A 12446-nucleotide genomic window follows, 5' to 3' on the forward strand; every position below is an offset into this window, starting at 1 on the left:
TCCCGGGGGCCCGCGGCGGCCCGCTCAGAGCCAGCCGTTCCGCTTCAGGGTGCGGTGGATGCCCACACACAGGGCCAGGATCCCGACCATCACCATCGGGTAGCCGTACCGCCAGCGGAGTTCGGGCATGTGCTCGAAGTTCATGCCGTACACGCCCGTGATCATCGTCGGTACGGCGATGATGGCCGCCCACGCGGTGATCTTGCGCATGTCCTCGTTCTGGGCGACCGTCGCCTGCGCCAGGTTCGCCTGGAGGATCGAGTTGAGCAGGTCGTCGAAGCCGACCACCTGCTCCTGGACGCGTGCCAGGTGGTCGGCGACATCGCGGAAGTACTTCTGGATGTCCGGGTCGACCAGCCGCATCGGGCGCTCGCTGAGCTGCTGCATCGGGCGCAGCAGCGGCGAGACCGCCCGCTTGAACTCCAGCACCTCACGCTTCAGCTGGTAGATCCGGCCCGCGTCGGTGCCGCGCGAAGAGCCCTTCGCGGGCTCCGAGAAGACATCGATCTCGACCTCGTCGATGTCGTCCTGCACGGCGGACGCGACCGCCAGATAGCCGTCGACCACCTGGTCGGCGATGGCGTGCAGCACGGCCGAAGGGCCCTTGGCGAGCAGTTCGGCGTCCTCCTGGAGCCGGTGGCGCAGCGCGCGCAGGGAGCCCTGGCCGCCGTGCCGGACGGTGATGACGAAGTCCCGTCCGGTGAAGCACATCACCTCGCCGGTCTCGACCACCTCGCTGGTGGAGGTGAGTTCGGCGTGCTCGACGTAGTGGATGGTCTTGAAGACGGTGAAGAGGGTGTCGTCGTACCGCTCCAGCTTCGGCCGCTGGTGTGCGTGCACCGCGTCCTCGACCGCGAGCGGGTGCAGTCCGAACTCGGCCGCGATACCGGAGAACTCCTCCTCGGTCGGCTCATGGAGGCCGATCCAGGTGAATCCGCCGGACTCATGGGCCTGCTTCAGTGCCTCACGCGGCGTCAGGCACTTCTTGCCCGCCACCCGTACGCCGTCCCGGTAGACCGCGCAGTCCACGACCGCGCTGCTGGCCGACGGGTCGCGGGTGGGGTCGTAATTGCTGTGCGTGGAGCTGCTCTTGCGCAGGGAGGGACGGACCGCTGCGCGCAGGTCACGGATCATCGACATGGCGGGGCTCCTTCACGGAGAGGCCGTCGGCGGGCGTGGCACTGCCCGGAATGGGGGCGTATCGAGGTGAAACTCTCATACGTCCGCAAAGCGGGCGGAACCGCGGCGTCGCGTGACGGCGTTCGCTACAGACACGGATCAGACAGAAGCGGGGTGCTCTTCCGGCGTGCGAAATACCATGAGACTCAGGAGGTTTCCCGGTGTGGCGGCCGGGTATGCAGGGTCTCGGGTCACAGAGAACACGAACAGTGCACGGAAGAGCGGCTTGTACTGCACGGTCGACTCGGATCTCGATCCATCGCAGTCCCACCTCCTCCGGCCGGTCCCCCGTAGGGGACAATGATGCTGCCCTGACCAGCGGCCAAGACTATCAGCCGGCTGAAGCGTCAAGCCCCCACTTTGCCTGTTCGATACGCGTTCTATGCTCGGGCCCATGGCAGATGTTCTCGCTCTGGTCGAAGCCCGGCTGCGCTCAGCGCTGGGCGAGCCGGACGCCCGTGCGGCCGTGACATTCCTCGGCACGGACCGGATCGAGGTGCTGCGCTTCGTGGACGCCGGGGACCCGGCCGTCGTCCGCTACGCCACGCTCGGGATGTCCGCGTACCCCATGGCCGACCCGGCCGGCCCCTCACCCGACCACCGCCCCTCGACGAGCCGCTTCGCGGCGCCCCCGTCGGTCTCGTTCGCCGACCCGGTGCAGGGTCCGCGCGCGGAACTGGTGCTCTCGGTACGCGCCGGGCTCGCCGACACCGACAAGGTGCTCAGGCCACTCGCCGTACTGGCCGCTTCGCCCCAGGTGGAAGGGCTCGTGGTGGCCCCGGGGGCCTCGCTCGACCTCGGTGAACCGCTGTGGGGCGGCGCGCCGTTCAGCTCGGTCCTGGTCGCCGAACCCGGGGGACTCGTCGAGGACCTGGAGCTGGACGCGCCGCTGGACCCGGTCCGCTTCCTGCCGCTGCTGCCCATGACGGACAACGAGGCGGCGTGGAAGCGGGTGCACGGGGCCGGGGAGCTCCAGGAGCGCTGGCTGGCACGCGGAACGGACCTGCGCGATCCGCTGCGCAGGTCCGTTCCGCTGGACTGACCGGCTGACCGGCTGACCGGCTGACCGGCTGACCGGCTGACCGGTCCGGTTCACGTGGCGGGACGCGTTCAGTTCACGAAGACCGAAACGCCGTCCTCCGTGGCGTGCGCCGGCTCCAGCTCCTCCGCCTCGTGGGTCAGCGCCCTGCGCCGTACCCACACGACCAGCGCGCCGAGCACCGCGGCGGCGGCGGCCACCACGAAGGGGATGTGGATGTCGGTCCAGCCCTCGATGTGCGGGGCGAGGAAGGGCGCGGCTGCCGCCGCGAACCAGCGGACGAAGTTGTAGCCCGCGCTCGCCACCGGGCGCGGCGCGTCCGAGACGCCGAGCGCCAGCTCCGTGTAGACGGTGTTGTTGAGGCCGATGAAGGCACCGGACAGGATCGTGCAGACGATGGCCGTCGAGTGGCTGCCGTAGCCGAGCACCACCAGGTCGGCGGCGAGCAGCACCAGGGAGACACCCAGCACCTTGAGGGTGCCGAAGCGCTTCTGGAGCCGGGGCGCCACCAGTACGGAGAACACCGCGAGCAGCAGGCCCCAGCCGAAGAAGACCGCCCCCGACTTGTACGGCGTCATGTTCAGCACGAACGGTGTGAAGGCCAGCACCGTGAAGAACGCGTAGTTGTAGAAGAAGGCCGATCCCGCCACCGAGGCGAGCCCGCCGTGGCCGAGCGCCCTGATGGGGTCGAGCAGGGAGGTCTTCCTGGCCGGCTTGGGCTGTTCCTTGAGCAGGAACGAGATGCAGATGAAGCCGATGGCCATCAGGGCCGCGGTGCCGAAGAACGGGTAGCGCCAGCTGGCGTTGCCGAGCAGCGCGCCGACCAGGGGCCCGCAGGCCATACCGAGGCCGAGCGCGGATTCGTACAGCAGGATCGCCGCGGCGCTGCCGCCCGCCGCGGCGCCGACGATGACGGCGAGTGCGGTGGAGACGAAGAGCGCGTTGCCGAGGCCCCAGCCGGCCCGGAAGCCGACCAGCTCGCCGACAGAGCCCGATGTGCCGGAGAGGGCGGCGAAGACCACGACCAGGGCGAGACCCGCCAACAGGGTCTTCTTGCCGCCGATCCGGCTGGAGACCCAGCCGGTGACCAGCATCGCGACGGCCGTGATCAGGAAGTAGGAGGTGAAGAGCAGCGAGACCTGGCTCGGGGTCGCCTGCAGGCCCTTGGCGATGGACGGCAGGATCGGGTCGACGAGCCCGATCCCCATGAAGGCCACGACCGAAGCTCCCGCCGTGGCCCAGACGGCCATCGGCTGGCGCAGGATGCTTCCGGCCCCTTCGTCGAACGGATCCTTTCCTGGCATGGGACGCCCTCACTCTCGGTTGGATCGTGGCGCCGGATCGCCGCGCCAGATCGTTGTGTTATACACATAATAAGTTAGTGAGGCTAATGAGTGCAACATGCATCTAGTTTCCGCACGGGTGCACGGCGGACGGGTGATCGTCCTTGACGTGGTGACGGCCGGGGAGGACCGTTGGGAGGTATGAGGGGCGAACCCAGTTGCCCGAAGTGCGGCGGCCGGGTCAGGGCACCCGGCCTCTTCGCCGACGCGTGGCAGTGCGACGTGCACGGCGTGGTCCATCCGCTGCAGCCGGCGATACCGCCCAGCGTCGAAGCGCTGGAGGTGATCGCCCACCGCGCGCGAGTGCCCGTCTGGATGCCGTGGCCGCTCCCCGTCGGCTGGCTCTTCACCGGAGTGGTCAGCGCGGGCGACGACCGCAGCGGCGGCCGCGCCACCGCCGTCGCCTGCTCGGGCCCCGGCCCGCTGGAAGGCCCGGGGGAACTGCTGCTGGTGGCGGAGGAGCTGGGTGTCGGGCTCGGCGCGCGGTACGCGGGTGTCGAGGGCCCGGACCCCGGCCGGTACATCGACACCGGCAAACCCCCGCAGGCCAAGGTGCTCGCCGCGGGCCGTCCCACTCCGCTCTGGCGCATCGAGTCCCCCACCGACCGGGCGGTCTTCGCAGGCGAGGCGCGCGGGCTCTGGCTGTGGGCGATCCTCTGGCCCGAGCAGTCGGGGCTGCTGATGTACGACGAACTGGTCCTGACCGACCTGCGGGAGGTCGGCACGGAAGTGGAACTGCTGCCGTGCGGCGCGCTCTCGCCGCGCATCCTGGGCTGAGGGCGGGCACCGGGCCGGAACCGGAGGCGGACGGGCAGTGCGCCCCCGGCGGACCGGAGGCGGACGGCGGGGCGCCCGCGGCGGACCGGAGGGGTGAGCCGCCCGGAGACCGGTCCGGCCAGGACAGCTCCGTATGCCGGTTACCCTTGAGCGTCCCCTGGTGGATGGACCGTCCTACGTCACCGAGCTCCGGAGTCCCGCGTCGTGCGCATCGACCTGCACACCCACTCCACGGCATCGGACGGTACGGACACCCCGGCCGAGCTGGTGCGTCACGCGGCAGCCGCCGGACTCGACGTCGTCGCGCTCACCGATCACGACTCCACCCGCGGCCACGCGGAAGCCCGTGCGGCGCTGCCCGCCGGGCTGACCCTGGTCACCGGTGCCGAGCTCTCCTGCCGCTTCGGTGGCGCCGACGGGGTCGGTATGCACCTGCTCGCGTATCTCTTCGACCCCGAGGAGCCGGAGCTGCTGCGCGAGCGCGAACTCGTACGGGACGACCGCGTCCCGCGGGCCCGCACCATGGTCCGCAAGCTCCAGGAGCTGGGTGTCCCGGTCACCTGGGAGCAGGTGGAGCGCATCGCGGGGGACGCATCCCTGGGCCGTCCGCACATCGCGACCGCCCTGGTCGAGCTGGGTGTCGTCGAGACCGTGTCCGATGCCTTCACCGCCGAGTGGCTGGCCGACGGCGGACGCGCGTACGCCGAGAAGCACGAACTCGACCCCTTCACCGCGATCCGGCTGGTCAAGCAGGCAGGCGGCGTCACGGTCATCGCCCACCCGCGGGCCGTCAAGCGGGGCAGGGTGGTGCCCGAGTCCGCGATAGCGGAGCTGGCCGCCTGCGGTCTCGACGGCATCGAGGCCGATCACATGGACCACGACGAGCCCACCCGCGCCCGGCTGCGCGGGCTCGCCGGTGAGCTGGGGCTGCTCGTCACGGGCTCCAGCGACTACCACGGCAGCCGGAAGACCGTGCAGCTCGGAGCGTGTACGACCCACCCCGAGGTGTACGGCGAGATCACCCGGCGCGCGACCGGGGCCTTCCCGGTGCCGGGCGCCGGCGGACCCGCCGTATAGGGCCTCCGCCCGGACCACGCCGGACCCGTACGGGTCCGGGGCCCGGTGCCGCCCGCCCCTCCTCCACTGCGCCGCCTTCCGGTGTGCCGCCGTGCCGCGCTCCGCGCGCACTCCGCGGTGCCACCCTCCGGCGCCGGGCCGCTTCCGCGCGCCGGCGCCGCTTCCCCCGCTCACTCTCTCCACGCAAGCAAGGCTCACTGTGTTCGACGTCGCCGTTTTCGGATCCCTCTTTGTCACGCTTTTCGTGATCATGGACCCCCCGGGGATCACCCCGATCTTCCTCGCCCTCACCGCGGGCCGCCCCGCCAAGGTCCAGCGCCGGATGGCCGGACAGGCGGTGGCGGTGGCCTTCGGGGTGATCACCGTCTTCGGTCTGCTGGGCCAGCAGATCCTGGACTACCTGCATGTCTCCGTACCGGCGCTGATGATCGCCGGCGGGCTGCTCCTGCTGCTCATCGCGCTCGACCTGCTCACCGGCAAGACCGACGAGCCGACGCAGACGAAGGACGTCAATGTGGCGCTGGTGCCACTGGGTATGCCGCTGCTCGCGGGGCCCGGTGCGATCGTCTCGGTGATCCTCGCGGTGCAGCACGCGTCCACCGCGACCCAGCAGGTGTCCGTGTGGGCCGCCATCGTCGCCATGCATGTCGTCCTCTGGCTGACCATGCGGTACTCGCTGCTGATCATCAGGGTGATCAAGGACGGCGGTGTGGTGCTGGTGACCCGGCTCGCCGGGATGATGCTGTCCGCGATCGCCGTGCAGCAGATCATCAACGGCGTCACCCAGGTCATCAAGGCCGGATGAGCGCACCCGGCCCGGCTGCTGGGCCGCCCCGGCCGCCGGGACGCACAGCGCCCCCGTGCATCTGCACGGGGGCGCTTCCTCTGAACATTCTTACGGTGTTACGAGGCCGAGGTGTCGGCCGGCCGGATGTAGATGCGCTGGCCGATTGCGGCGGCCTGCTGCACGATCCGGTTGACGGAGGCGGCGTCTACGACGGTGCTGTCCATGGCGGAGCCATCGACGTCGTCGAGTCGCATGATTTCGAAGCGCAAGGCTTCTCCCTTCGTCTGATCCTCCTGCAGGAGAACTACTGGTGCGGGCTCTGAACAGTCTTGTCCCGCGTTGATTCCGGACGATTCCCCGTCCGTTAAGAGGTGATTGCGTCGTGCGTGTGCAACACGTTCCGTAGGACCTAACGAGTTGCCACCGGCAAACATTCCCTACGCTAAAGAAAATTTTCGCGAGCCTAACGACCGATGGGTCGGGCCGCCGGTTGTGCTGACTCCGGGACGCCACGGAGAATGAACCCCGTATGAACGATCCAGATATCAGTGCCCAGCTGGAGCGCACCAACGCGCTCCTCCAGCGCGTGCTCTCCGAGGTGTCCAAGACACCCTCCACGCACGCGATCTTCGTCGATGCCGGATATGTGTACGCCGCCGCCGGGCTGCTGGTCACCGGCAACGAGGACCGCAGATCGTTCGACCTCGACACGGAGGGCCTGATCGAGGCGTTCATCGACAAGGCGCGGACCATCTTCGCGGACAGCAGGCTGCTCCGGCTGTACTGGTACGACGGTGCCCGGCGCCGTATCCACACCCCCGAGCAGCAGTCCATCGCCGAACTGCCGGACGTCAAGGTCAGACTCGGCAATCTGAACGCCAACAACCAGCAGAAGGGCGTCGACTCACTGATCCGCACGGATCTGGAGTCACTCGCCCGGCACCGCGCGATCAGCGACGCCGTGCTGGTCGGCGGGGACGAGGACCTGGTCTCGGCGGTCGAGTCGGCCCAGGGGTACGGGGCGCGGGTCCATCTCTGGGGCATCGAGGCGGGGGAGGGCCGCAACCAGGCGGAACCGCTGCTCTGGGAGGTCGACAGTCAGCGCACCTTCGACCTGGACTTCTGGAAGCCGTACGTGGGACGGCGCCCCGTCACGGTCTACGAGGAGGGGACGCCCCCGCCGTCCCGCGATGACGTCCGCTTCGTCGGTGCGCAGATCGCCGCGACCTGGCTCGCCGAACGCGGCCGCCAGACCCTGGCCGAACTGCTGCCGGGGCGGCCCTATCTGCCGGGTCCGGTGGACCAGGATCTGCTGGTCGACGCGGAACGGCTGCTCCAGCGGTCCCTGCGCGGCCACGGCGATCTGCGACGGGCGCTGCGCGACGGCTTCTGGAACCATCTCCAGTCGCAGTACTGATCCGTGGCCGTCCGCCGGGGTTTCAGCCCTGCGCGTCCCAGAAAGCGGTCAGCGCCTCGGCCGTCCGCTCGGGCCGGTCGGTGTTGGGAGAGTGTTCGGCGCCCTCGATCACGCTCCGCACTGCCCCGAGCCGTACGGCCATCTCGTCCAGCAGCGGCACCGGCCAGGTGTCGTCGCTCTCGCCGGAGACGACATGCCGGGCAAGCGGGAGCGCGGCCAGCTCGTCCACCCGGTCCGGCTCGGTCGCCAACTGCCGCCCCGTGGCTATGAGCTGGGCCGGATTGTGCATCAACCAGCGCCTGCGCAGGGCCGGTTCGTCACCGTCCTCGGCGTCCTCGGCGTCCTGCGGCGGACCCATCGCGCGCATCGCGTCCCACACCTGCTCCATGCTCAGCCGGGCGAGCGCGTCGGTCAGCAGCCTGATCTTCTGCTGCTGGACGTCGGCGACCTCGGCCGGGCCGGACGAGATCAGCGTGAGCGACGCGAAGGGCGCCGGGTCCAGCAGCACCGCCGCGCGGGCGATCTGACCGCCGAGCGAGTGCCCGACCAGATGTACGGGGGCGCCGACGGCCGCTGCCTGGGCCAGTACATCCCGGGCCAACTCGGCCTGGGAGTAGGCGTCTTGGTCGTCCGGGCCGGGCGTCTCGTACTGTCCCCGCCCGTCGACCGCGACCACGCGGTAACCCGCTGCGGCGAGCGGCGGGAGCATCGCGCTGAAGTCCTCCTTGCTCCCGGTGAACCCGGGGAGCAGCAGCGCGGCGGGCCTGGCCCCGGGGGCCGGGGACCCGGCGGCGGGGGCCACCAGTGAGGCGAAGGTGCCGCGGGAGGTCCGCAGGGGGCCGGAGTGCGTGCCGGGCGGTGGCGCGAAGGTAAGAGGCCTGCTCATGCCATGAGGCTAGCGCCTCGGCGACCGGCGTTCGCCCCTGGTGTACGCCCTGCTGCGGTACCGGCACGGCAAACGTCGCGGCACTCGTCGGGGCGCCCCTTGCGGCGCTCGCTGTGGCACCCGTCATGACGCCCCGGCCCGGCACCCGCCGCCCCCTCCGAATGCACAAGTCCGTTCGGAGGGACGGGATTCCGGCCGGAGGGACGGGATTCCGGCCGGACCGCCGAGGGGGCGCACCGGGATCCGCCCCGGCCGGGGTGACCGGCCGGCTGCCCCGTCGCCCGTCCCGGCGTCACCGGTGTCTGCGGCGGCTGCGCTCCGGGGAGGCGGTTACGGGCGGGCCGGACAGACCGATGGCCCGGCCCCCGTCGACAGGGGGCCGGGCCATCATCGGTCGTCGCCGGTCTCAGCTCTCGGGCTGGGCCGCCTTCGGCGTCCTCGTGCGGTGGCGCCTCGGCTTCGCTTCGGCGGTCTCCGCACCGGCCGCCGGAGCGTCGGCCGTCTTGGCACCGGTTGTCTTGGCGGCGGCCACCGGTGCCTCCGCCTCGGCCGACTCCGTGGTGGCCTTGGCCGTCCGGGTCCTGGTCCGCTTCGGCTTGACCGCAGGTGCCTCCTGCTCGGGAGCGGCCGGAGCCACCACCGCGGCCTCGGCCACCGCGGTCTGCGCGTCCGCGGCGCTGCTCGACCGCGTACGGCGGCGGCGGCGCGGAGCGCGTACCTCGTCGGTGCCGTCCGCCGGGGCGGCCTGGCCGGTCACGGCCTGTGCCGCGGGTGCGGCGGCGCCGGTCTCCGCGAGCGGTGTGCCGCCGCGGGTGCGCCTGCGCTGGCGGGGCGTACGCGGAGCGCGCTCCTCCTTCACGGCGGGCGCCGGCGCGGACGCCCTGCGGCCGCGGCCGCCCGTCTCGCCCAGGTCCTCGACCGCTTCCGCACCGAGCCCGGCGCGGGTGCGCTCCGCGCGCGGCAGGACGCCCTTCGTACCGGCGGGGATCCCCAGCAGCTCATAGAGGTGCGCCGAGGTCGAGTAGGTCTCCTCCGGCTCGTCGAACGGCAGGTCCAGCGCCTTGTTGATCACCTTCCAGCGCGGGATGTCGTCCCAGTCGACCAGGGTGATCGCGGTACCCGACTTGCCCGCGCGGCCGGTGCGGCCGATGCGGTGCAGATACGTCTTCTCGTCCTCGGGGGACTGGTAGTTGATGACGTGGGTCACATCGTCCACATCGATACCGCGGGCCGCGACATCGGTGCAGACGAGGACGTCGACCTTGCCGTTGCGGAAAGCGCGGAGCGCCTGTTCGCGGGCGCCCTGGCCGAGGTCGCCGTGGACCGCGCCGGAGGCGAAACCGCGGCTTGAGAGCTGTTCGGCGATGTCGGCAGCCGTCCGCTTCGTACGGCAGAAGATCATCGCGAGCCCGCGGCCGTCCGCCTGGAGGATGCGCGAGACCAGCTCGGGCTTGTCCATGGAGTGGGCGCGGAAGATGTGCTGCGTGATGTTCGCCACCGTCTGGCCCTCGCCGTCCGGCGAGGTCGCGCGGATGTGCGTGGGCTGCGACATGTAGCGGCGGGCCAGGCTGATGACCGCGCCGGGCATGGTCGCCGAGAACAGCATGGTCTGGCGCCGGGTCGGCAGCATGCTCATGATGCGCTCGACGTCGGGGAGGAAGCCCAGGTCTAGCATCTCGTCGGCCTCGTCCAGGACGAGCGCACGGATGTGACCGAGGTTGAGCTTCTTCTGACCTGCCAGGTCGAGCAGCCGGCCCGGGGTGCCGACGATGATGTCGACGCCCTTCTTCAACGCCTCGACCTGCGGCTCGTAGGCCCGGCCGCCGTAGATGGCGAGCACCCGGACGTTACGGACCTTGCCCGCGGTCTGCAGATCGTTGGTGACCTGCTGGCACAGCTCACGGGTGGGAACGACGACGAGCGCCTGGGGAGCGTCGGTCAGCTGGTCGGGCTTGGCCCGGCCCGCCTCGACGTCGGCGGGGACGGTGACGCGCTCAAGGAGCGGCAGTCCGAAGCCGAGCGTCTTGCCGGTGCCGGTCTTGGCCTGGCCGATGACGTCGGAGCCGGAGAGCGCGACGGGGAGCGTCATCTCCTGGATGGGGAAGGGGGACGTGATGCCGACGGCCTCAAGGGCTTCGGCGGTCTCGGTGAGAATACCGAGGTCTCGGAACGTAGTCAGGGTGCTGCCTCTTCTGTGAGACGCGGACCGAGGCGAACAAGGGGGTCGTACCGTGCCGACCGGCACGGGACCACTGCCATCGCTCAAGCGCTCGTGCCGCTGAGGGGGCCCCTCACATCGGATCGGTGAGGGCGGTCAAGTGGAGCCGATCGGGCCACCGACCGGGCATCCTCATTCGGATGGCATGCCGAACATGCTGAACATTCGGCAGGCGCATTACCACTGTACCCCCAAATCGCGCAGGTGCGTGGGGTGAATTCATCAGGAGACCAAGGCCACATCGGTCGTCCGCGCCCGCAGGGGCCTCTTTCGGCACCTCTTTTTCTGCTCTCTTTCCGCCGGTCGCAGGGGCACCGCAGGGTCTTCGCACGCTTCCCACCAGGGGTGTACGTACGCCCCTCCCGCCCCGCACCCGCGGGGAGCCGGGGCCGCGCTCGGCAATTCGCCCGCGGCGGCCGGAGCGCTATTGTGCCGTCCATGCAGACGCCTGACACCGCCAAGGAACAGACCGGTATCGCCGCGCAGAACTGGGACACGGCGTCGGCCGACCCGCAATACCACGCCGCGGTCGTGGACCTGCTCGGGGCACTCGCGTACGGCGAGCTGGCGGCCTTCGAGCGCCTCGCCGAGGACGCCAAGCTCGCGCCGACACTGGGTGACAAGGCGGCGCTGGCGAAGATGGCGTCCGCCGAGTTCTCCCACTTCGAGCGGCTGTCCGACCGGCTGGCCGCGATCGACGTGGAGCCGACCGCGTCGATGGAGCCGTTCGCGCAGGCCCTGGACGACTTCCACCGCCAGACCGCGCCGTCGGACTGGCTGGAGGGACTGGTCAAGGCGTACGTCGGCGACTCGATCGCGAGTGACTTCTACCGCGAGGTCGCGGCCCGCCTCGACTCCGACACCCGGGAGCTGGTGCTCGGCGTGCTCGACGACACGGGCCACGGCAACTTCGCCGTCGAGAAGGTACGCGCGGCGATCGAGGCGGAGCCGCGGGTCGGCGGACGCCTGGCGCTGTGGGCGCGGCGGCTGATGGGCGAGGCCCTGAGCCAGGCCCAGCGGGTGGTGGCCGACCGGGACGCGCTCTCCACGATGCTGGTGGGCGGCGTGGCGGACGGCTTCGACCTCGCGGAGGTGGGCCGGATGTTCACCAGGATCACCGAGGCCCACACCAAGCGGATGGCGGCCCTGGGCCTGGCGGCCTGACGGACAGCACCCCACCGAAGAGCACCCCACGCGGACAGCGGCCCCGGGCCTGACGGACAGCGGCCCCGGCCCGGTCGCGTACGGACTTCCCGGCCGCGACCGGGCCTCCCGGCCCGGACGTGACCGGCGCGCTCCGGGCCTACACCGCAGCCGAGCGGCGGATGCGGTGGACCGGGCGGACCAGCAGGGAGAGCACCACCGCTGCGATCACCACCGCGCCCAGCAGCACCAGCGGCGCGTGGCCGGGGCCGAGTGCCGAGCGGGTGAGGAAGGCGCCGAAGAGGGCGCCGACCGGGCCGGTGGCCAGGACCACGTGCCGGGACGGCAGGCGGGTGGGCAGCTTGCGGATCGCGCACCAGGCCAGGGCCAGGCCGAGCAGTACTGATGCGAAGGCTTCCCAGAGCATGTCTTCCCTTCCGGCGCGCCAGTGGTGGATCAGCCGTGAGCTGACAGAACCTTTACTGATCTCGGTCTTACCCGGTGCCCGCGGAACGCAATCCCGGCCGCTGCCGGACCACACGCACGGGGACGGCCCGGCGGTCGTGTTGACCGCCGGGCC

The 12446-nt window shown here is 70.9% G+C and carries 12 protein-coding genes; 6 read left to right on the plus strand and 6 right to left on the minus strand.

Features of this window, described 5'->3' with window-relative positions:
* Positions 1 to 24 precede the first annotated feature (24 nt).
* The gene (locus tag ACFXBC_RS28555; RefSeq protein WP_385030578.1) at positions 25 to 1140 is read right to left on the minus strand and encodes a magnesium and cobalt transport protein CorA; all 1116 of its coding nucleotides are present in this window, start codon (positions 1138 to 1140) and stop codon (positions 25 to 27) included.
* A 433-nt stretch (positions 1141 to 1573) separates the two neighbouring features.
* On the opposite strand from ACFXBC_RS28555, the gene ACFXBC_RS28560 reads away from it, so the two are divergent.
* A complete protein-coding gene (locus ACFXBC_RS28560; RefSeq protein WP_385030580.1) occupies positions 1574 to 2221 on the plus strand; it encodes a suppressor of fused domain protein in 648 nt (215 codons plus the stop codon).
* 68 nt (positions 2222 to 2289) lie between these two features.
* On the opposite strand, the gene ACFXBC_RS28565 is transcribed toward ACFXBC_RS28560, so the two are convergent.
* Positions 2290 to 3522 carry an MFS transporter gene (locus ACFXBC_RS28565; protein WP_385030583.1) on the minus strand — a complete coding sequence of 411 codons (1233 nt, stop codon included), beginning with the start codon at positions 3520 to 3522 and terminating at the stop codon, positions 2290 to 2292.
* A 180-nt stretch (positions 3523 to 3702) separates the two neighbouring features.
* On the opposite strand from ACFXBC_RS28565, the gene ACFXBC_RS28570 reads away from it, so the two are divergent.
* The 3 genes from ACFXBC_RS28570 (at position 3703) to ACFXBC_RS28580 (ending at position 6220) form a co-directional block, all read left to right on the plus strand.
* Positions 3703 to 4338 (plus strand): DUF6758 family protein, encoded by a 636-nt coding sequence (locus ACFXBC_RS28570; protein WP_385030586.1) that lies wholly within the window; start codon positions 3703 to 3705, stop codon positions 4336 to 4338.
* A gap of 204 nt (positions 4339 to 4542) precedes the next feature.
* On the plus strand, positions 4543 to 5415 hold the full coding sequence (locus tag ACFXBC_RS28575) for a PHP domain-containing protein (RefSeq protein ID WP_385030589.1): 873 nt from the start codon (positions 4543 to 4545) through the stop codon (positions 5413 to 5415).
* Between the two features lie 199 nt (positions 5416 to 5614).
* Positions 5615 to 6220 carry a MarC family protein gene (locus ACFXBC_RS28580; RefSeq protein WP_385030592.1) on the plus strand — a complete coding sequence of 202 codons (606 nt, stop codon included), beginning with the start codon at positions 5615 to 5617 and terminating at the stop codon, positions 6218 to 6220.
* 98 nt (positions 6221 to 6318) lie between these two features.
* Here the strand turns inward: ACFXBC_RS28580 and ACFXBC_RS28585 are convergent, their stop codons facing one another.
* Positions 6319 to 6471, minus strand: a complete 153-nt coding sequence (locus tag ACFXBC_RS28585; protein WP_328319488.1) for a hypothetical protein — start codon at positions 6469 to 6471, stop codon at positions 6319 to 6321.
* 260 nt (positions 6472 to 6731) lie between these two features.
* Between ACFXBC_RS28585 and ACFXBC_RS28590 the strand changes: the two genes are divergently transcribed.
* Positions 6732 to 7619, plus strand: coding sequence for an NYN domain-containing protein (locus ACFXBC_RS28590; protein WP_385030596.1), 888 nt, complete (start codon positions 6732 to 6734; stop codon positions 7617 to 7619).
* Between the two features lie 22 nt (positions 7620 to 7641).
* On the opposite strand, the gene ACFXBC_RS28595 is transcribed toward ACFXBC_RS28590, so the two are convergent.
* A complete protein-coding gene (locus tag ACFXBC_RS28595; RefSeq protein WP_385030600.1) occupies positions 7642 to 8505 on the minus strand; it encodes an alpha/beta fold hydrolase in 864 nt (287 codons plus the stop codon).
* Between the two features lie 406 nt (positions 8506 to 8911).
* Entirely contained in the window at positions 8912 to 10594 is a 1683-nt protein-coding gene (locus tag ACFXBC_RS28600; protein WP_385030603.1) for a DEAD/DEAH box helicase, read from the minus strand.
* A gap of 567 nt (positions 10595 to 11161) precedes the next feature.
* Between ACFXBC_RS28600 and ACFXBC_RS28605 the strand changes: the two genes are divergently transcribed.
* Entirely contained in the window at positions 11162 to 11887 is a 726-nt protein-coding gene (locus ACFXBC_RS28605) for a ferritin-like fold-containing protein (protein WP_385030606.1), read from the plus strand.
* A gap of 139 nt (positions 11888 to 12026) precedes the next feature.
* On the opposite strand, the gene ACFXBC_RS28610 is transcribed toward ACFXBC_RS28605, so the two are convergent.
* Positions 12027 to 12293: a hypothetical protein gene (locus ACFXBC_RS28610; protein WP_385030609.1), complete on the minus strand. Its 267-nt coding sequence runs from the start codon at positions 12291 to 12293 to the stop codon at positions 12027 to 12029.
* Positions 12294 to 12446: the final 153 nt, after the last annotated feature.

The sequence above is a fragment of the Streptomyces sp. NPDC059398 genome, assembly GCF_042751845.1.
GTDB lineage: Bacteria > Actinomycetota > Actinomycetes > Streptomycetales > Streptomycetaceae > Streptomyces.

What these genes read in the sequence shown, in the direction of transcription:
- ACFXBC_RS28555 (WP_385030578.1), bottom strand. Translation starts at nt 1,140, where the DNA reads ATGTCGATGATCCGTGACCTGCGCGCAGCGGTCCGTCCCTCCCTGCGC.
- ACFXBC_RS28560 (WP_385030580.1), top strand. Translation starts at nt 1,574, where the DNA reads ATGGCAGATGTTCTCGCTCTGGTCGAAGCCCGGCTGCGCTCAGCGCTG.
- ACFXBC_RS28565 (WP_385030583.1), bottom strand. Translation starts at nt 3,522, where the DNA reads ATGCCAGGAAAGGATCCGTTCGACGAAGGGGCCGGAAGCATCCTGCGC.
- ACFXBC_RS28570 (WP_385030586.1), top strand. Translation starts at nt 3,703, where the DNA reads ATGAGGGGCGAACCCAGTTGCCCGAAGTGCGGCGGCCGGGTCAGGGCA.
- ACFXBC_RS28590 (WP_385030596.1), top strand. Translation starts at nt 6,732, where the DNA reads ATGAACGATCCAGATATCAGTGCCCAGCTGGAGCGCACCAACGCGCTC.
- ACFXBC_RS28595 (WP_385030600.1), bottom strand. Translation starts at nt 8,505, where the DNA reads ATGAGCAGGCCTCTTACCTTCGCGCCACCGCCCGGCACGCACTCCGGC.
- ACFXBC_RS28600 (WP_385030603.1), bottom strand. Translation starts at nt 10,594, where the DNA reads ATGACGCTCCCCGTCGCGCTCTCCGGCTCCGACGTCATCGGCCAGGCC.
- ACFXBC_RS28605 (WP_385030606.1), top strand. Translation starts at nt 11,162, where the DNA reads ATGCAGACGCCTGACACCGCCAAGGAACAGACCGGTATCGCCGCGCAG.
- ACFXBC_RS28610 (WP_385030609.1), bottom strand. Translation starts at nt 12,293, where the DNA reads ATGCTCTGGGAAGCCTTCGCATCAGTACTGCTCGGCCTGGCCCTGGCC.